The 18,241-nt window shown below is 69.6% G+C and carries 20 protein-coding genes and 1 riboswitch; of the genes, 16 read left to right on the top strand and 4 right to left on the bottom strand.

The window, feature by feature from the left end:
- Positions 1 to 151: 151 nt before the first annotated feature.
- The 5 genes from JOD67_RS25485 to JOD67_RS25470 all read left to right on the top strand — a co-directional run bounded on the left by JOD67_RS25485 (position 152) and on the right by JOD67_RS25470 (position 5,193).
- Positions 152 to 346 (top strand): hypothetical protein, encoded by a 195-nt coding sequence (locus tag JOD67_RS25485; protein WP_205120219.1) that lies wholly within the window; start codon positions 152 to 154, stop codon positions 344 to 346.
- A complete protein-coding gene (locus JOD67_RS25480) occupies positions 330 to 3,068 on the top strand; it encodes a helix-turn-helix transcriptional regulator (protein ID WP_307782545.1) in 2,739 nt (912 codons plus the stop codon). The genes JOD67_RS25485 and JOD67_RS25480 overlap by 17 nt, the downstream gene beginning before the upstream one ends.
- 61 nt (positions 3,069 to 3,129) lie before the next feature.
- Positions 3,130 to 3,297, top strand: coding sequence for an AAC(3) family N-acetyltransferase (locus tag JOD67_RS42065; RefSeq protein WP_307782770.1), 168 nt, complete (start codon positions 3,130 to 3,132; stop codon positions 3,295 to 3,297).
- Positions 3,255 to 3,710, top strand: a complete 456-nt coding sequence (locus JOD67_RS25475; protein WP_307782749.1) for an AAC(3) family N-acetyltransferase — start codon at positions 3,255 to 3,257, stop codon at positions 3,708 to 3,710. Before JOD67_RS42065 ends, JOD67_RS25475 begins: the two co-directional genes overlap by 43 nt.
- Before the next feature lie 37 nt (positions 3,711 to 3,747).
- Positions 3,748 to 5,193 carry a diguanylate cyclase domain-containing protein gene (locus JOD67_RS25470; protein ID WP_205120218.1) on the top strand — a complete coding sequence of 482 codons (1,446 nt, stop codon included), beginning with the start codon at positions 3,748 to 3,750 and terminating at the stop codon, positions 5,191 to 5,193.
- Positions 5,194 to 5,368: 175 nt separating this feature from the next.
- On the opposite strand, the gene JOD67_RS25465 is transcribed toward JOD67_RS25470, so the two are convergent.
- Positions 5,369 to 5,785: a YybH family protein gene (locus JOD67_RS25465; protein WP_205120217.1), complete on the bottom strand. Its 417-nt coding sequence runs from the start codon at positions 5,783 to 5,785 to the stop codon at positions 5,369 to 5,371.
- 247 nt (positions 5,786 to 6,032) lie between these two features.
- Between JOD67_RS25465 and sigJ the strand changes: the two genes are divergently transcribed.
- Genes sigJ through JOD67_RS25450 form a run of 3 tightly spaced genes read left to right on the top strand, consistent with a single transcriptional unit; the run spans position 6,033 to position 9,857 of the window.
- On the top strand, positions 6,033 to 6,965 hold the full coding sequence (gene sigJ / locus JOD67_RS25460) for an RNA polymerase sigma factor SigJ (protein ID WP_205120216.1): 933 nt from the start codon (positions 6,033 to 6,035) through the stop codon (positions 6,963 to 6,965).
- 43 nt (positions 6,966 to 7,008) lie between these two features.
- On the top strand, positions 7,009 to 8,157 hold the full coding sequence (locus tag JOD67_RS42060) for a Gfo/Idh/MocA family protein (RefSeq protein WP_205120215.1): 1,149 nt from the start codon (positions 7,009 to 7,011) through the stop codon (positions 8,155 to 8,157).
- Positions 8,154 to 9,857: a hypothetical protein gene (locus tag JOD67_RS25450; RefSeq protein ID WP_205120214.1), complete on the top strand. Its 1,704-nt coding sequence runs from the start codon at positions 8,154 to 8,156 to the stop codon at positions 9,855 to 9,857. The genes JOD67_RS42060 and JOD67_RS25450 overlap by 4 nt, the downstream gene beginning before the upstream one ends.
- Positions 9,858 to 9,919: 62 nt before the next feature.
- Here JOD67_RS25450 and JOD67_RS25445 read toward each other — a convergent pair whose 3' ends face one another.
- From JOD67_RS25445 to JOD67_RS25435, 3 genes are all read right to left on the bottom strand, one after another.
- Complete coding sequence (locus JOD67_RS25445; RefSeq protein ID WP_205120213.1) at positions 9,920 to 10,798, bottom strand: extensin family protein; 879 nt, start codon at positions 10,796 to 10,798, stop codon at positions 9,920 to 9,922.
- A 149-nt stretch (positions 10,799 to 10,947) separates the two neighbouring features.
- Positions 10,948 to 11,508, bottom strand: coding sequence for a TroA family protein (locus JOD67_RS25440; RefSeq protein ID WP_205120212.1), 561 nt, complete (start codon positions 11,506 to 11,508; stop codon positions 10,948 to 10,950).
- A gap of 17 nt (positions 11,509 to 11,525) precedes the next feature.
- Positions 11,526 to 12,599, bottom strand: coding sequence for a DNA polymerase ligase N-terminal domain-containing protein (locus JOD67_RS25435; RefSeq protein ID WP_205120211.1), 1,074 nt, complete (start codon positions 12,597 to 12,599; stop codon positions 11,526 to 11,528).
- A gap of 64 nt (positions 12,600 to 12,663) precedes the next feature.
- Here JOD67_RS25435 and rpe point away from each other — a divergent pair, with 64 nt between their 5' ends.
- From rpe to JOD67_RS25395, 8 genes are all read left to right on the top strand, one after another.
- A complete protein-coding gene (gene rpe, locus JOD67_RS25430; protein WP_205120210.1) occupies positions 12,664 to 13,350 on the top strand; it encodes a ribulose-phosphate 3-epimerase in 687 nt (228 codons plus the stop codon).
- Complete coding sequence (locus JOD67_RS25425) at positions 13,350 to 13,712, top strand: NIPSNAP family protein (protein ID WP_205120209.1); 363 nt, start codon at positions 13,350 to 13,352, stop codon at positions 13,710 to 13,712. Before rpe ends, JOD67_RS25425 begins: the two co-directional genes overlap by 1 nt.
- A gap of 21 nt (positions 13,713 to 13,733) precedes the next feature.
- Positions 13,734 to 14,429 carry a YqeB family protein gene (locus JOD67_RS25420; RefSeq protein WP_205120208.1) on the top strand — a complete coding sequence of 232 codons (696 nt, stop codon included), beginning with the start codon at positions 13,734 to 13,736 and terminating at the stop codon, positions 14,427 to 14,429.
- A 50-nt stretch (positions 14,430 to 14,479) separates the two neighbouring features.
- Positions 14,480 to 14,627: riboswitch (FMN riboswitch) on the top strand.
- Between the two features lie 116 nt (positions 14,628 to 14,743).
- Positions 14,744 to 15,352: a riboflavin synthase gene (locus JOD67_RS25415; RefSeq protein ID WP_205120207.1), complete on the top strand. Its 609-nt coding sequence runs from the start codon at positions 14,744 to 14,746 to the stop codon at positions 15,350 to 15,352.
- Complete coding sequence (gene pnuC / locus JOD67_RS25410; RefSeq protein WP_205120206.1) at positions 15,349 to 16,047, top strand: nicotinamide riboside transporter PnuC; 699 nt, start codon at positions 15,349 to 15,351, stop codon at positions 16,045 to 16,047. The genes JOD67_RS25415 and pnuC overlap by 4 nt, the downstream gene beginning before the upstream one ends.
- A 3-nt stretch (positions 16,048 to 16,050) precedes the next feature.
- Positions 16,051 to 17,268, top strand: coding sequence for a bifunctional 3,4-dihydroxy-2-butanone-4-phosphate synthase/GTP cyclohydrolase II (locus JOD67_RS25405; RefSeq protein WP_205120205.1), 1,218 nt, complete (start codon positions 16,051 to 16,053; stop codon positions 17,266 to 17,268).
- Positions 17,265 to 17,759, top strand: a complete 495-nt coding sequence (gene ribH, locus JOD67_RS25400; protein ID WP_205120204.1) for a 6,7-dimethyl-8-ribityllumazine synthase — start codon at positions 17,265 to 17,267, stop codon at positions 17,757 to 17,759. The genes JOD67_RS25405 and ribH overlap by 4 nt, the downstream gene beginning before the upstream one ends.
- The gene (locus tag JOD67_RS25395; RefSeq protein WP_205120203.1) at positions 17,756 to 18,238 is read left to right on the top strand and encodes a SixA phosphatase family protein; all 483 of its coding nucleotides are present in this window, start codon (positions 17,756 to 17,758) and stop codon (positions 18,236 to 18,238) included. Before ribH ends, JOD67_RS25395 begins: the two co-directional genes overlap by 4 nt.
- Positions 18,239 to 18,241 lie beyond the last annotated feature (3 nt).

Here is an 18,241-nt window from a genome sequence, read left to right as displayed (position 1 = left end):
TTGCCTAACTGTCACCCGGTCGTCAAGTGCGAGACCTGGGCCTTCCTAGGTACCTAGGCGTAGATCTCCATCGACTAGGTAGGTCGGGGCGGCGCAAGATACGCAGATCGCTCCCGATGGCTGGCGGCCCGGACGAGCCCACCATGAAGACATGATTGGTCACAGCGACTTCCTCGCCAGCATCGCCTCCACCCGGCAGCGGGAGCTCATCGCGGACGCTGACCGGCACCGGATCCTCTCCCTCGCCCGCCGGTACCGCCGGCGCACCGCCAAGATCGCGGCCGAGGCAAGACACGCGGTGGTGAGCGTTCCGGCGGTATCTTCGCCACGTGCAAAGCACGCGTGACGACGTCACCCACATGATGATCGGACGGGAGCGCGAGCTCCGTCGCCTGAAGCGCCTCGCGACGTCCGGTCGTCCCCAGGTCGCGGTCGTCGCCGGCGAGCCCGGCATCGGCAAGACCCGCCTGATCCACGAACTGCTGGAGTCGTTGCCCCCGACGACCCTGCGGCTGGTCGGTCAGGCGGAGCCCGGCTCACTGGCCCGGCCGTACGAGGTCCTCCTCGACGCCGTCGACTCGCTCCCCGGCGCCGACGAGGACCGCCTCGCCGAGCTGGCCGACCCCAGCCGCAGCCCGGTCGAACGCCTGCACTCCGCGATCAAGCTGATCGACGACCTCGTCGGCGAACGGCACGCGGTGATCATCTTCGAGGACCTGCAGTGGGCCGACTCGGAGAGCGCGGCACTGTTCGAACGGCTCGCCGACCAGCAGCGCCCCCGCTTCCTCGTCGGTACGTACCGGCACGACGAGCTGCACACCCGCCGCCCGTTCACCGCTGTCCTCGCAAGGATGGAACGCCGGCACGCGGTCAACCGCGTCGGGCTCGAGCGGCTGACCGAGGCCGAGACCGCCGGGATGGTCGCCGCGATCGCCGGTCGGCCCGCACCGCTGCGCGTCGTCGTCGCGCTGCATCAGCGCACCGGCGGCAACCCGTTCTTCATCGAGGAGCTGATGCGCGGGCACGAGGCCGCCAACCTCGAGACGCTCGACGAACGGCCGTTGCCCTGGAGCCTGCAGGAGGTGCTGCGCCGGCAGGTCGACGACATCGACCCCACCGCGCAGCGGATCGCCGAGGCCGCAGCCGTGCTCGGACACCGCGTCCAGTTCGACCTCCTCGCCACTGTCGCCGGCGCGACCGAGGACGAGCTCATCACCGTTCTGCGGGACTTCGTGAGCCGCGGGGTGCTGGTCGAGTCGGGCGAGGACGAGTTCACGTTCCGGCACGCGCTGGTCCGAGAGACGATCACCGGGCAGCTGATCGGGCGGCAGCGGCGGCGGCTGCACGAGGCGGCGCTCGACGCGTTGCTCGCGACCGGTGGCAGCGACCCGGCCCTGGTCGCGTACCACGCCCGCGCTGCCGGGCGGTACGACGACATGGTCGCGGCGGCCCGCCGCGGCGCCGAGCTGTACCTGTCGATCGGGTCGCCCTACCAGGCGTTGCGGCTCGCCGAGATGGGGCTGGAAGAGGACGCGGACGACAAGGACCTGCTGAGCGGAGCGGCCCGCGCGGCGTGGCTCGCCGGGTTGGTGGGCGACGCGGTCGGGTACGCGCGGCGCTGGCGGGACCGTACGACGTCGCCGACCGAACGGGCCGACGCGCTGGTGCTGATGATGCGGCTCGCGCACGAGGCGGACCAGGACGAAGAGCTCGAGTCGCTGACCGACGAGATGGAGTCGATGATCGACGAGCTCCCGCCGGGACTCGAGCAGGGTCGGGCGATGACGGCGATCGCGCAGTCGGCGATGTTGCGCGAGTTCAACGCCAAGGCCGTGGAGTGGGCCGACCGGGCGCTGGCGTTGGCGAAGGAGCACGACCTGCCCGCCGTACGGCTCGCCGCGCTCGTCGAGAAGGGCTCGGCGCTGGTCAACCAGTGGTCGACGGTCGCGTCGGGGCAGGAGCTGTTGGCGAGCATCGTCGACGAGGCGGAGAAGCTCGGCGAGTGGGTGCTGGCCGCGCGCGCGTTGAACAACCTGCTCGCGACCGTTCCGCCGGAGTCGCCGAACGACCATGCCGCGTTCCTGGAACGGATGCGCGCCGACGCCGAGCGGGCCGGCTTCGAGGCGCTGGCAGTGGCGTCGTACTTCGAGGGCCGGGCACGGATGGCGATCCGCGAGGGCGACCTGTCCGCGGCGATCAACGTGCTGGAGGAGGGTCGCGAACGGGACCGCGGGTACGAGCGGCGCGGGCGTACTGGCGACTTCCACGGTGTGTTCCTCGCGGGCCTGTACCTCGAGGCGGGCGAGCTGGACTGGGTCGAGGAGACGCTCGAGGACCTGAAGACGATCCCCGGCTTGAGCGCCCTCGTGATACCTAGTTTGGCGTTCCACCTGGCCTGCCGGCGCGACGACCTCGACGGCGCGGAGCGGTGGTTGACCGAGATCTACCGGGTGCTGCCGGAGCAGCAGTGGCGGAGCGGCTCGCAGGCGCACGACCTGTTGTCGGCGGCGCTGCATCTCGGCCTGCCGTTGGACGAGCTGGACCGGTTGACCCGCGAGCTGCTCGACGGCGACGTGTGGGACGACCGGCGTTCGCTGGTCGAGGCGCAGCTGGCCGAGGCGCACGGGCGCTACACGGAGGCCGTGGAGAAGTACCAGTCGACGACCGAGTCCACGATCCTGACCCCGTACATGCGGGGGACCGCGCACGTGGGGGCGGCGCGGTGCCACCTGGCTCTGGACCAGCGGACCGAGGCGTCCGCGCACGTGCACGCCGCCGCCGCGCTGCTGGCGAAATGGGGCGGCTGGCGGGTCGTACAGCTGGACCAGGTGCGGTCGTTGCTCGGCCTGGTGCCGGAGGACGGGCAGCGTACGGTCACCGGGATCGCGGCGTTGACACGGCGCGAACGGGAGGTCGCGCTGCTCGTGGCGGAGGGGCTGACGAACGCCGAGCTGGCGCACCGGCTGTACATCTCGCCGAAGACGGCGGCAGTGCACGTGTCGAACATCCTGCACAAGCTGGGCGTTGCCTCGCGTACCGAGGTCGTGGACCTGGTCAGCCCGGACTGATCGTCCGGGCCCGAACAAACCGGGTTGAGTTCCTGGACCGCGGCCTGCGAGCCTGGCCCACGTGACGGTGACTCGGGACCAGATCGCGGCAGGCCTTCGTGGGCTCGGCCTCGACTCCTCGTCGGCGGTGATCGTGCACGCGTCGCTCCGGTCGTTCGGGACCGTCGAAGGCGGGCCGCTGGACGTCTGCGGCACGGTGCTGATGACGGCCGCCACGCCCGCGAGCTGATCGCCGCGCAGCGGCTGGATCTGCCGCTCGGACCGCTCGACGTCCTGGCCGACCTGGGCGGGCACGTGCTGTTGCTCGGCATCGGTCACACGTCGAACACCACGATCCACCTCGCCGAGCAGCGGCTCGGGCGTTCGCTCTTCTACCGCTATGCGAAGACCGCGCCCGGCGTCTGGGCCGAGTTTCCGAACGTCTCCGGTGAGAGCCACCGCTTCGACGACCTCGAGCCCGCGCTCGCCCCGAAGGCGACCGAGGTGAGGATCGGCGACTGCCGAGCCCGGCTGGTCGCCGTACGCGACGTCCTCGAGGCCACCGACCGAGCCGTCCGCGCCGACCCGCGGGCTCTGCTCTGTGCGGATCCCGCCTGCGAACGTTGCGCCGACGCCTACGGACAGCGACTCGCTTCGGCCTGACCGCCCGATACCCTCAGGGGAAGCCTGGGGAGAACAAGTGGACGAGGAGCTGCGACGGCACCTCGACGGCCTGCGGACGTTGCAACGGGTCAGTCGGGAGCTGAACGCTGCGCGGGACCTGATCGTCACGCTCCAGACCGTCGTCGACTCCGTCGTCGAGAGCCTCGGCTTCGGCGTCGCACTGATCAACCTCGTCCACGACGACGTCCTCGAGGTCGCGGCCGTCGCCGCGATCGACGAGGCGAACGACATCCGCGAGCTCAAGGGCCAGCACGCGCCACGATCGGCCTGGGACGAGATCCTCACCGCCGCCCAGCCGCTCGGCGCACTGCTCTACCTCCCGCACGGCGACGCGAAGCTGCCCGACGAGGTCCCCACCTGGATGCCCGAGGCGGCGACCTCGACCGAGGCCGACGCGTGGCACCCCGAGGACGTCCTCGTCGCCCCGTTGTACGCACCGGACGGCGAGCTCGTCGGTGTCCTCAGCGTCGACCTCCCCGCGACCGGCCGGATGCCCGACCCGATGCAGCGCGAGCTGCTCGAGATGTTCGCCGCGCAGGCCGCGATCGCCGTCGACAACGCGCGCCTGCACGGCGAGCTGCTGCGCACCATGGACAAGCTCAAGCAGGAGCAGGACGCCCTCAAGGCGAGCGAGGACAGCTTCCGCCAGGCGTTCGAGAACGCCCCCAGCGGCATGGCGATGGCCGGCCTCGGCAACCCCGGCGAGCACAGGCTGCTCAGGGTGAACGCCGCGCTCTGCGAGATGCTCGGCTATTCCGACGACGAGCTGAGAAGGATCGGCCTGTCCACGATCGTGCACCCCGACGACCAGGACCACATCCCCGTCGGGAGCCGCTACACCCAGCGGGACATGCGCCTGAAGGACAGCAAACGCAAGACGGTCTGGGTGTCGATGACGAGCTCGGTGGTGTCGAACGCCGCGGGCATCCCGGACTTCCAGCTCATCCACTTCCAGGACATCAGCGAACGCAGGCTGCGCGAGGTCGAGCTGACCCACCGCGCCACCCACGACCCGCTGACCGGCCTGCCCAACCGCGCCGAACTCCATACCCGCTTGGAAATGCTCGTTGCCGAGGGAGCGAAGGTCGCGGTGCTGTACTGCGACCTCGAGCTGTTCAAGCAGGTGAACGACCAGTACGGCCACGATGTCGGCGACTTCGTCCTCGTCGAGATCGCCCACCGGCTGCGGACCCACGTCCGCAAGCACGACACGGTCGCTCGCGTGGGCGGCGACGAGTTCGTCCTGGTGCTCCGCGACATCACGCTCGAAGAGGCCGAGACGTTGTCCTCCCGCTTGTCCGACGACGTCGCCCGCGCCGTCTCGCACGGCGACGACCGGATCTACGTCCGCGCCAGCATCGGCATCGGCGACTCGTCGAAGGCGACCACGGTCAAGGAGCTCCTGCGGGCGGCTGACCAGGCCATGTACCGGGCCAAAGCCGGGAACCGCGCGACGAGTTAGGTCGTGTTGCGGAAATAGCGCCGGTCATCGCGCGTAGCGCGATGGCGCGCGGCGCCCCGCGCCCGGCTGGGCGTGGTGCAGGAGGAATTCATATTGGTTATATGGGTGACGAGGTGCACCGCGTCCAGGCGGGATGTGGGGTGTCGCGCGCCAGGCGATCTTTCCGCAACACGGCCTAGGGCACGAGATCTCTGACCGCCAGCCCGGTGGCCAGGTCGATCGGCAGCGACACGTGCTCGTGCGTGATCAGCCAGTCCTCGCCCGAACGCTGGAAGACCGACGTCGCCCGGACGAAGTACGACAGCTCCGGCCCGTTCACCCGCTTCCCACTCGCTCGGATCAGCATCGAGTTCGACGCGACGTCCTCGCCCGCCACCACGGTCAGGTCGTGGACTTCCTGTCCGATCGGTCCCTCGAACCCCTCGAACCAGTGCGAGAACCGGCCCCGCAGTGCCTCGATCCCCACGTACTGCAACGGCGGGACGATGTCGAAATACACGACGTCGGGGACGTAGAACGACAGCAGCCGCTCGAGATCCTTGTCCCAGATCGCGGCGCACCGGCTGTCCAACATGGCCCTGAAGTCGGTCATCGGTGTGCTCCGTTCGTCAGGCGGCCCCGCGTCAACACCGTCGCGGCGGAGGCCAGCGCGTGGACGGTGCCGGTGGCGCTGTAGGAGATGATCGTCGCGTGCACGGGTTCCACAGGTTCGTCTCCATCGGATCGGCGGTTGGTCCGTCGACAGGTACGACGAGACGGTCGCCACGAACGTCAGGCCTGACATTCGGTGCGACCAGCTCGTCGAACGGTAGGAGCACCGCGAAAGGAGCCCAACGACGATGACCACGCCCGACCCGAGCCTCAGCGCGATCATGCGCGAACGTCGGCAGCTGATCAACGTCGCGTACCGGCTGCTCGGTTCGGTCGTCGACGCCGAGGACGTCGTGCAGGAGACGTACGCGCGCTGGTACGCGATGACACCGCAGGAGCAGGCGGCCATCCAGACACCGGCCGCGTGGCTGACGCGGGTCGCGAGCCGCATCTGCCTCGACCAGCTCCGTTCCGCGCGCGCCCGGCGGGAGCGGTACGTGGGGGAGTGGATCCCCGAGCCCGTGCCGGACCGTACGGAATGGATCGGCGGCCGCGCCGGCAACGACCAGGCCGACCCCGCCGACAGGATCACGCTCGACGAGTCGGTCAGCATGGCGTTCCTCGTCGTCCTGGACTCGATGACGCCGGCCGAGCGCGTGGCGTTCGTGCTGCACGACGTCTTCGGCTACCCGTTCGCCGAGGTGGCCGAGATCGTCGGCCGGACGTCGGCGGCCTGTCGCCAGCTGGCGTCGTCCGCGCGCGGCCGCGTCCGTACGTCCCAACCGACCACGGCTCCGTCGGCAGACCGGGCCGGCATCGTCCGGGAGTTCAAGCAGGCTTGGGAAGCAGGCGACATCAACGCGCTCCTCGGCCTCCTCGACCCCGACGCGGTGGCGATCGGGGATGGCGGCGGTCTCGTCACCGCCGAGCTGCTCCCGGTCGAGGGACGCGACAAGATCGCGCGCTACTTCGTCGACCTCATCGTCAAGCGCGCCGGCTACACGGTCCTGGAGCGTACGGTCAACGGTCAGCCCGGGCTCGCCGTGGTGGACAGCGAGGGCGTCGTCTCCACGGTGCTGGCGTTCGACATCGCCGACGACGACCGGATCCGGCACATCTGGGGCGTGCGCAACCCCGAGAAGCTGCGTCCCTGGGTTGACCGCCACGAGGCCTCCGACTAAATTCAATATGCGAGATTGATCTCTCAAATATCGGAGATAGTCGGTGGATGACATCCGCGTGGCCGTCGTCGGCCTCGGACCGCGGGCCCTGGGAACGTGGATCCCCTTGCTCCAAAGGATTCCTGGCTTCCGCATCACGGCCCTCTGTGACCCCATCAAAGCCCTGCACGAACGGGCCTTAGCGCAGCTGACCACCCAAGAGGACGTCACGACGTACGAACGGTACGGAGACGTGCTCGCCGCCGACGACGTCGACGCGGTCGCGCTCACCGTACGGTCGGAGCACCAAGGCGGCATGGCCGCCGACGCGCTCGAGGCCGGCAAGCACGTCCACGCCGAGGTCCCGGCGGCCCACTCGATCGAGGACTGCTGGCGCATCGTCGACGCGGTCGAGCGCACCGGCCTGACGTACCAGCTCGCCGAGCAGACCAGGTTCTGGGGCTTCGTCGACGCCTGGCGGGACCTCGTCGCGCAGGGCCGGCTCGGGCACGTCACGTACGCCGAGGGGCAGTACTTCCACTACCACCTCGGCGGCATGTTCCAGGACCCGCGCACCGGCACGCTGCTGGGACCAGACCGGCTCGGCGAGTACCCCGACGCGAAGCCCACCTGGGTGCAGCGGATGCCGCCGATCCACTACCTGCCGCACGAGCTCAGCCCGCTGCTCAAGGTGCTCGACGACCGCGTCGTCGAGGTCGTCGGCATGGGCACTGGCCAACCCAGCAAGGCGAATCCGGACGTCGCGCAGCCCGATCTGCAGGTCGCGCTGATGCGGACCGCGAAGGGTACGGTCATGCGGCTCGCCGCGAGCTTCGCCAACCCGCACCCGGACGGCAGCTGGCACTGGTACCAGGTGCTCGGCACCAACGGGCGCGTCGAGTGGAACCGCGGCCTCCGCGACAAGCCGAGGATGTGGCTGGCCGACGGCCAGATGCACGACCTCGCCGAGGTGGACTGGCGGTACGAGCGCACCGACGCACCGCGCGAGGCACGCGGCAGCGGCCACGGCGACGCCGACTTCTACACCCACGTGGCGTTCCGCGACGCCGTTCTGGACGGGCGGCAGCCCGCGTTCGACGTCTACCGGGCGATGGACACCGCCGCGCCCGCGATCTTGGCAGCCAAGTCGATCGCGCAAGGAAGCGTGCCTCTCGCCGTGCCGGACTTTCAACGTCACAAGGAGAATCCATGACCGTCGCCGTACTGGTCCGGCAGGGCCAGGAGGTCGCCGCGTTCGGCCGCTACCTCGGCGAGATCCTCCGCGCGGAAGGCCTGGTCGACCACGAGCTGGTCGAGGTGACCGCCGCCGAGCTGCCGGACCTGACGTCGTACGACCTCGTAGTCGTCACGCGGATGCGGCTCGCCAAGGCGCAGGTCGAGGCGCTCGTCGGGTATGCCGAGCAGGGCGGCCGGCTGCTGGTCGTACGACCGACCTATCTGTTCGCTGTCAAGCTGGGATTGCGCCCCACGAGCTCGATGATCTCTCCCGCCTATGTGCGGCCGCGAAGCGACGGCGTGCCGTCCGAGCCGATCGAGACCCACGTCCCGGCCGACCTCTACGACCTGCCAGACGAGGCACGGGTGGTCGCGGACCTGTGGCTCGACTCCCGGACGTCGACGTCGTTCCCCGCGATCTTCGAGCTGGGGAACGTCGTGGTGTTCGCCTACGACCTCGCCAAGGCTGTTTCGCTCATCCGGCAAGGCGATCCCGGTCGGGTCGGTGCACGTGGGCTCGGTGCCGGCGAGCCGTACCGGATGCAGGACCTGATCACCGGCTATGCCGACCCGACCTGCTGGCACCTCCCGCAGGCCGACATCCACGCGATGCTGCTGGTGAACGCGGTCAACCAGGTCTCGCGTTCGCCGCAACCGCGGTGGTGGTACTACCCAGAACCGTCGACGCGCAGCGTGCTCGTCCTCGACTCCGACGACGACTGGTCGGCGCCGGAACATTTCGACGCGTTGATCGAGTCGGTCGAGGGGCACGGCGGGCGGATCACGATCTACCTCATGATGGGCCCGACCAAGCGGACGATCGCGACGCCGGAGAAGGTCGCGGCGTGGCGCGAGCGCGGGCACTCGTTCGGCATCCACCACAACGCGTACGACCCGGCGTTCGAGGGGGAGGACCCGGAAGAGCTCATGGAGGACGTGATCCGCAAGGACATCGCGGAGTTCCAGGAGCTGTACGGCTTCGTTCCCTTGGCGAACCGCAACCACTGCCTCGGGTGGAAGGGGTACGTCGACGTGCCGAAGCTCTACGCCGAGCTCGGCACGGACCTGGACCTGAACGCCACGAACGCCGGCCCGTCGTGGCTGAAGTACCTCACCGGCTCGGCACGGCCGATGCGGTTCGTGGACAGCGACGGAACGCTGATCGACTGCTTCCAGCAGTCGACACAGGGCTATGACGACCTTGCTGTCAAGTCGCTGTTGACGGCCGATCCCGCAGGGCAGGCCGCGCTGACCGTGCGATTGATGGAGGAGAAGGTCCAGCGCTACTTCGGGCCGATGTCCATGCTGTCGCACCCGGTGTCGTTCTTCACCTACTCCAGCGCGTACATGAACGCCTGTTGGTCGGCGGCGCGGGAATTGGGGATGCCGATCTGGAGCGCCGACGACTGGGCCGCGTTCACCCGGGCGCGCGACTCCGCGCGGATCACCTCTCAGCAGTGGGAGGGAACGCGCTTCAGGTGCGAGGTGAGCGGCCGCACTCCGCTGACGTTGACCCTGCCGGTCGACGCTTCGACCGTCGCGTCCGCTGAGGTGGATGGCGTGGCCGTCGAGGTGACCGCGCTCGAGGTGTTCGGCTGGCCGAGCACGCTGCTCCCGGTCGCGCTCGACCCCGCCGACGACCGCGCCCGCTCGGTGACGGTGACCCTCCGGGATTGAATGAAGGGCACCTTCATTCCAACCTATGGAATGAAGGTGCCCTTCATGAGAAACGAGCGGTGCTACCAGCCGACGCCCGCGAAGCCCTTGCGGGCGACCGCTTCGAGCCAGGCGCGGTACGACGCCGCCGACGTGTGCGGGTCGCCCGAGATGCCGAGGCGCGACTTGGAGGTGTTGAACGCCGCCGTGGTGAGCGGACCCCAGATGTCGTCCTCGGCGAGGCCCGCGCCCTGGAACTCGTTCAGCACACGCTGGGCCGGGCCGACGTCGGACGACGAGCCCTTCTGCAGCACGGGCGGACGAGGGCCGCCGAAGTCTCCGTGGAAGTGGTCGTGGTGGGCCGTGTTGTACGTGTGGTCGAGCACCCAGTGGAAGTGGATCCGCATCGTGGCGCCGACGGCGTAGTAGCGCTTGCGCGTCGCGCTGTCGCCGCTGCGCCAGTCCTGGCCGATCATGCGCGAGATCCGGCCGTCGCTCCAGCCGATCTCGTCGATGTCGACCGCGGTCCCGGCGCCGTGCTGGCCGGCCTTGTTCACGTACGCGCCTGCCGAGGTGATGAACGACAGGCCGGAGTAGCCCTGCGACGCGCTGAGCGGACGGAGGGAGTCACGTACCCAGGTCTCGCAGGTGGCGTAGAAGCCGAACGTCGAGCGGAACGACGCCGGCTTGCGGACACCGGAGCCGTCACGGATGTACATCGTCGGTACGCCGTCGATCTCGTTCCAGAGCGCTTCCGTCGGCGACATCGGGGTGATGATGTTGGACTCGGTCGGCGGCAGCACGCCTTCCTCGAGCCCCGGCCCGATGATCAGCCGGCTGGCGTGGGCCGGACCGGCGAACAGGCCGCCGCCGACGAGGGCTGCCGCGGTGAGCGCGGTTCCCTGGAGCAGGTGCCGTCGAGTCGGGCGAGAGGGTCGGTCCGATGCGGAAGAATGAGCCATCGCGGATCTCCTGAAGGTGGGAACGCAGCGGCATGCGGACGGTCAACGGAAAATCCATCATGGCCGTCAAAAAGTTTCAACGACCTGGACGAAAGCGGCCGCCGTACGCGATGTCCCAACGCGTAGCCTGGCAGCTTCCTGCCACCGCTTCAGGCAACCTTCTCGGCGCTCGTCAGCCAGCCCGCGAGCTGCGACATCGCCTTCGCCTGGTCGACGTAGTCCATCGACGCGAACTTCCACGGCCACAGATGTCCAGCACGCACGGCCGGCAGTTCGGCGACAGCTGCGGATCGTCGCCCGGCTTCGCGAGATACACCTCGGACTCGTAAGCGCCCTCGAGGTCGACGCCGAGCGCCTTCGCCAGCCGCGCGAAGCGTCCGACCACCGCGTCGGCCTGGTCCACCATCGGGACCGCGACGGACCGGCGCGATCTTGCGCACCTGCGTGAGCTGGGCCGCGTCCTTGAAGCCGTACAGCAGCTTCTTGTTGTCCGGCGCGTACGTCGTCGTGACGATCAGGTCGGGCTTGGCGGCGGCGAGCTTCTCGATGTTGATCTCGCCGTACGTACTGCCCGCCTCGGCGACCTTGCTGGTGTCCTTGCCCTCGAACTGCACGTCCTTCGCCATCGGCAGGTACCCGAACGCGGCGCGAGCAGCAGGCCGGCGGCGGTGCCGCCGAGAAAGGGCACGGCGCGTAGTGGTCCCCGTCACGAAGGACAAGGATAGCCTTACCTAAGTTGACGCCAGTCGCGGGACCGGTGACCGGGGCGGTACGGGGACGCGAGCCGCTTGGCGACGATGCCGTCGAGGCCCTGCTCCCGGCTCGCCTCCAGCAGGGCGAGACCGTCGCGCGGGTGGTAGGCGGGCGTCTGCCAGTTCGGGCCGGACAGCCGCAGCGCGTCGAGCTCGGCGCGGCGCTCCTCGTACGGCGCGTCGACGAGGTTGCGCCGGTCCGCGTACAGCACGTCGAACAGCACGTACGTCACCGGCGCGTCGCGGCGGAGCCGGCGGACCTGCCCCTCGGTGTCCGCGGCGATCCGGCGGTCCACCGGCTCACGCGACGGCCGGCCGGAGGAGTCGAACGCGACCAGCACGCCGTCCAGCACCGCGCGGCGCGAGCCGAGGTTGCGCACCAGCGGAGCCAGCTCGCCGAACTGGCGGGTGACGTCCCGTTCGCCGTCGGCCATCAGCGTCAGCCGGCCGACCTCGCCGTACGCGAGCGTGCGCACGCCCGGCCAGGCGATCTCGAACCCCCACTCGGACTCGTTGGTGGGGAACGTCCGCGACGCGACCGCGGTCATCGGCTCGACGTCGAGCGGCATCGGGTCGCGCGAGGTCTCGTTCGGCGTCATCCGGTGGATCAGCCACTGGTCGTCGTGCGTCTGGAACAGCGCGAACTTGCCCTGCACGCGGTGGCCGGACAGCACGAACGTGACCTTCTTCGCGGTGAACTTCTCCGCCTCGTACGTGCCGGAGTCCCAGATGAACATCCCGCCACCGCCGTACTCACCGGCCGGGATGTCGCCGGAGAACGAGAGGTACTCCAGCGGATGGTCCTCGGTGTGGATCGCGAGCCGGTTCTCCGACGTGGTCTCCGGGAAGCCGCGCGGCAACGCCCACGACGCGAGCACGCCGTCGTGCTCCAACCGCAGGTCCCAGTGCAGCCGGCGCGCGTGATGCTCCTGCACGACGAACCGCTGGAGTGCCGGCTCCTTCGCCGACGGCTTGCGGCCCTTCGGCTCCGGCGTCTTGGCGAACGAACGCTTGCGGTTGTACTCGGCAAGCTCCTCGTCGCGGGCCACGTCAGCCATCGTGCGTGGAGCGGCTCCCCAGAGGCAAGTGCGAGCCCAGTAGACTCGGCCGCCGATGGCAGTCCAGATCTCGCCCAGCATCCTGTCCGCGGACTTCGCGCGGCTCGCTGAGGCCGCCGCGTCCGTCGAACGAGCCGACTGGCTGCACGTCGACGTGATGGACAACCACTTCGTCCCCAACCTCACCCTCGGGCTGCCGGTCGTCGAGTCGCTGCTGAAGGCGTCGCCGGTGCCGATCGACTGCCACCTGATGATCGAGAACCCCGACCGGTGGGCGCCGGCGTACGCCGAGGCCGGCGCGCAGAGCGTGACGTTCCACGTCGAGGCCGCGCACGCCCCCGTACGACTCGCCCGTGAGCTGCGCCACCAGGGCGCGCGGGCCGGGATGGCGCTGAAGCCGGCGACGCCGATCGACCCGTACGAGGACCTGCTCGGCGAGCTGGACATGCTGCTGGTCATGACAGTCGAGCCTGGTTTCGGGGGACAGAAGTTCCTCGACCTGTGCCTGCCGAAGATCCGCCGGACCCGCGAGCTGGTGGCCAAGCACGGACTCGAAATCTGGATTCAGGTGGACGGTGGCGTGTCTGCTTCGACTATTGAGCGGTGCGCCGAAGCGGGGGCTGACGTTTTCGTCGCCGGGTCGGCGGTCTTCGCTGCCGACGACCCCGGCGCGATGGTGGACGAGCTGCGGCGACTGGCGTCAGTCGCCTCCGAGAATCCCTCGTGGAGGAGTGAGCGCTGATGTTCTTCCGGGCCCGTCGCTACATCGTGGCCGAGGGCAAGGCGGACGCGTTCACAGCCTTCTTCCTGCAGCGGCTGCTGCCGATCGAGGAGCGGTACGGCGGCCGGCTGGTCGGGCGCTGGCAGACCGAGGACGAGTCCGAGGTGCTGGCGCTGTGGGCGTACCAGAGCCGGGAGTCCGCCGAGCAGTGCGCGAAGAACATCCGTGAGGACCCGGCGACGCGCGAGGCGACCTCGTTCCGGGAGCGCTACCTCGACCCGCTCTATCTCGAAGAGGCGGAGTCGGAGCTGTTCTCGACCGTTCCGCTGCGCGCGACTCTGCTCGCCCCGTTCGCCGGCGAGGCTCGCCCCACCGCGTCCTGAGGGCCTGGCAGAATCCGGCAAATGACATCGAATGCCGCGCCGCGGTCGGACGAGACCGTCGTTCGTGACCCAGCCTGGGCCGCGCTGCTGATGTGGGTGGGCCTCCCCGTCGCGGGAGCGCTGGTGTTCTGGTGCCTCAAGCAGATCGCGGACTGGGTGGCAGGGCTGCCGGCGGCGCCGTTCCAGGGCCTGTTCAAACTGGCCGCCTCGGCACCCGACCCGTGGGCGACTATCGGCGCCTTGGTCCTTGGGGCGATCGCCGGCATCGTGCTGGCGTTGATCGGGGCGCACGAGACGTTGCAGCTGACGGTGTCGGACGCGGACGTACGGATGCGGCGAATGGACGTTCCGTCGTCGGCTTCGCGGGACGCGGTCGGGTCGGTGTTCCTGGATGGCAAGCGCCTCGTGCTGCTCGGCCCGCGCGGTGAGGAGGTGGCGTCGGAGAAGTCCGAGCTGCCGCGCGACCTGGTCCGTTCTGCGTTCGTGTCGCACGGGTACCCGTGGGTGGACGAGGACCCGTACAAGGACCAGTACCGGCTGTGGGTCGAGGACCTGCCCGACCTCCCGCCCGGCGCCAACCCCGTGCTGAAGGCGCGTGCGAAGGCCCTGGAGAAGGACAGCGAGACCGACGCCCGCGAGCTCCGCGGCGAACTCGTCAAGCTCGGCGTCGTCGTCCGGGAGCAGAAGAAGCGCCAGTACATCCGCGTGGTCGCATAGCGGGGGACTTGCACGGCCGTGCCACACTGGCGTTGTACGAGCGAAAGCTCGCGCGTGCTCCGGGGTCGGTGAAAGTCCGAACCGGCGGTGACAGTCCGCGACCCGGTCGCGGTCCCTCGTCGAACGAGGGACGCGAACGGTTGACCAGGTGGAACTCCTGGACCGACGGTGAAAGTCCGGATGGGAGGCAGCACGCGGGACGCACACCGTCCTGCTGGTTCCGCCTGCGCCAGGCGACCAGTGGGCGCGAAAGGTGTGCGTGCCCTGCCTACCCCGGAACCGCTCGAGCGGTGACCCGGGAGGCGAGGAAGACAGTGTTCACAGGGATCGTCGAGGAGCTCGGCACGGTCGCGGGCCTGCACAGGCGTGGCGACTCGGCCCTGCTCCACATCGAAGGCGCGACCGTCAGCAGCGACGCCAAACCAGGCGACTCCATCTCTGTCAACGGCTGTTGCCTCACCGTGGTCGACGTCACGCCGGGCGCGGACTTCACCGCCGACGTGATGGCCGAGACACTCGCGCGGACGTCGATCGGCCGCCTGGCTGAGGGTGAACGGGTCAACCTCGAACGTTCCGTACGAGCCGACGCCAGGCTCGGCGGACACATCGTGCAAGGCCACATTGACGGCGAAGGCGAGCTCGCCGACCGGCAGCACAGCGACCACTGGGACCTTGTCCGCTTCAAGATCCCGGCGAGCCTGAGCAAGTACGTCGCGGAGAAGGGCTCGATCGCCGTCGACGGTGTCTCGCTCACGGTCGTCGAGGCCGGGGACGACGACTTCTCTGTCGCGCTCATCCCGACCACGCTCAAGCACACCACGTTGGGAATAAAGCAACCCGGCGCGGCGGTCAATCTCGAGGTCGACGTCATCGCCAAGTACGTCGAGCGCCTCACCGCCGTTCGCGAAGGAGCATTCGCATGAGCTGGCTCACCTGGCTGCTGAACGCCGAGCTTCACATCGGCAGCTCCGAGATTCTCTGGCGCGAGATCATCGGCAACCTGTTCGGCCTGGCCAGCGCGATCTACGGCATGCGGCGGCGCGTGCTCGCGTGGCCCGTCGGCATGGTCGGCAACGCGCTGCTGTTCACGGTCTTCCTCGGCGGCGTCTTCCACACCCCGCAGGACACCAACCTGTGGGGCCAGGCCGGGCGGCAGATCTTCTTCTTCGCGGTCAGCGCCTATGGCTGGTGGCGTTGGCGGCAGACCCGTTCCCACCACGAGGCTGCCGACGGCGGCGCCGTCGCGCCTCGATGGGCCTCGCCTCGGGAACGCCTCGTCCTGCTCGGGCTCGCGGTCGTCGGCGTGGTCGGCTTCTACTTCCTGCTGAAGTCGCTCGGCTCCTGGGGTCCGTTGCCGGACGCGTGGATCCTCACCGGCAGCATCCTGGCGACCTACGGCATGGCGCGCGGGTACGTCGAGTTCTGGCTGATCTGGATCGCGGTCGACATCGTCGGCGTTCCGTTGCTCCTGAACGTCGGCCTCTATCCGTCGGCGACGCTCTACATCATCTACGGCGTGTTCTGCGTCTTCGGGTTCCTTGCCTGGTTGAAGGTTCGGCGACAGCTTCTGGCCGCTGCCGAGCCGGAGCCGGCCACCGCTTCGACGGCGGGGGACTGACCGATGGGCATCCAGGTCGACACTGTCGAACGAGCCATCGCCGACCTCGCCGCTGGACGTGCGATCGTCGTGATGGACGACGCGGACCGGGAGAACGAGGGCGACCTGATCTTCGCCGCGGACGCCGCGACGGAGTCCCTTGTGGCCTTCATGATTCGCTACACCAGCGGCGTGATCTGCGCGCCGGCGGACGAGGCACGGCTGGAGCGGCTCGCGCTGCCGCAGATGGTGTCGGTCAACCAGGAGAGCATGCGGACCGCGTACACCGTCTCGGTCGACGCCGCGTCGGGAGTCACGACGGGCATCTCGGCCGCCGACCGTGCGCGTGCGTTGCGGCTGCTGGCCGCCGACTCGTCGACGGCCGCGGACTTCGTCAGGCCGGGGCACGTCTTCCCCTTGCGGGGCAGGCCGGGTGGCGTACTCGTCCGGCCCGGACACACCGAGGCGTCCATCGACCTGACCCGGCTCGCGGGCCGGGCGCCGGTCGGTGTGCTCGCCGAGGTCGTGAACGACGACGGCACGATGACGCGCGGCCAGCAGCTGCGCGACTTCGCCGACGCGCATGGGCTGGCGCTGATCTCGATCGCCGACCTGATCACGTACCGGCGGCGCACCGAACGCCTCGTCGAGCGGGTCGCGTCGACGCGTTTGCCAACCGGGCATGGGGATTTCACCGCTGTTGGGTATCGGTCTTCGGTGGACGGCGTCGAGCACGTGGCGCTCCTGCTGGGTACGCCGGGGCTCGAAGCGCTGGTGCGGGTGCACTCGGAGTGCCTCACCGGCGACGCGTTCGGATCGTTGCGCTGCGACTGCGGGCCACAGCTGGAGGAGTCGCTGCGGCTCATCGCTGCCGAGGGCGCTGGGGTCGTCGTCTACCTGCGCGGTCACGAGGGGCGCGGGATCGGGCTGCTGTCGAAGCTGCGGGCGTACACGTTGCAGGACGCCGGGCACGACACCGTCGACGCCAACCTGGCGCTGGGTCTGCCGGCGGACGCCCGGGACTACTGGGTGGCGGCGCAGATCCTCACCGAGCTTGGGGTGTCGTCGGTGCGGTTGCTGACCAACAACCCGGCGAAGCGTGCGGGGCTGGAGGAGAACGGCGTCTCGGTCGCCGCGAGTGTGCCGCTGGTCGTGGCGCCCAATGCGGAGAACGTTCAGTATCTGGCGACGAAGCAGGCGCGCCTCGGGCACGACCTGCCAGCCTTGGTGGGGGAGCGATGAGCGGTAAGGGTGCGCCCACGTTGGCGGGGCTCGAAGCGGCCGGGGCGAAGGTCGCGGTCGTCGCGGCGTCGTGGCACACCGAGGTGATGGACGGGTTGCTCGACGGTGCCTCGCGAGCTCTGGCCGCCGCTGGAGTCGAGGCGGACGTCGTGCGCGTGCCCGGGTCGTTCGAACTCCCGGTCGCCGCCGCGCGGCTCGCGCGGTCCGGGTACGAGGCGGTGGTGGCGCTCGGCGTCGTGATCCGCGGTGGCACGCCGCACTTCGAGTACGTCTGCCAGGCAGCGACCGTGGGGTTGACGCAAGTATCGGTTGACACCGGGGTGCCCGTCGGTTTCGGCGTGCTGACGTGCGACACCGAGGCGCAGGCGCTCGACCGGGCGGGTCTGCCGGGGTCGGCGGAGGACAAGGGGGCGGAGGCCGCGGAGGCGGCGCTGGCGACATTGCTCACGCTTCGCCGTGCATGTCCGCCGCCTCTATCGTTGGCTCCATGACCCGTCGCCTGCTGCTCCTTCGCCATGCCAAGGCCGAACACACACCCGGTGTTGCCGACCTCTCCCGCGCGCTGACTGCTCGTGGGCAGCGGCAGTCCTCGTACGTCGGCACGCACGCTCGCGCGGCCGGCTACGTGCCGGACGCGGTCGTGCTGTCGCCCTCGGTGCGTACGCGGGAGACCTGGTCCTACGCGGCTCCGGAGTGGCAGGCTTCGGTGCAGCCGGAGGAGGACGAGCGGATCTACGACAACACCGTCGACGGGCTGCTGGACGTGGTGCGCGAGACTTCCCCGGACGTGTCGACGTTGTTGCTGATCGGCCACAACCCCTCGTGCGAGCTGCTCGCGGAGTTCCTCGACCACGGCAAGCTGGCGGACGGCTTCCAGACCGGCTTCCTCGCCGCGTACGACGTCGACGCCCCCTGGACCGAGATCGACCGCCCCCGAGCCCGCCTCCTCACCACCCTCCGCGGGGAGTGATCC

The sequence above is a fragment of the Tenggerimyces flavus genome (assembly GCF_016907715.1).
GTDB lineage: Bacteria > Actinomycetota > Actinomycetes > Propionibacteriales > Actinopolymorphaceae > Tenggerimyces > Tenggerimyces flavus.
This window is presented reverse-complemented; position numbering and strand designations above follow the sequence as displayed.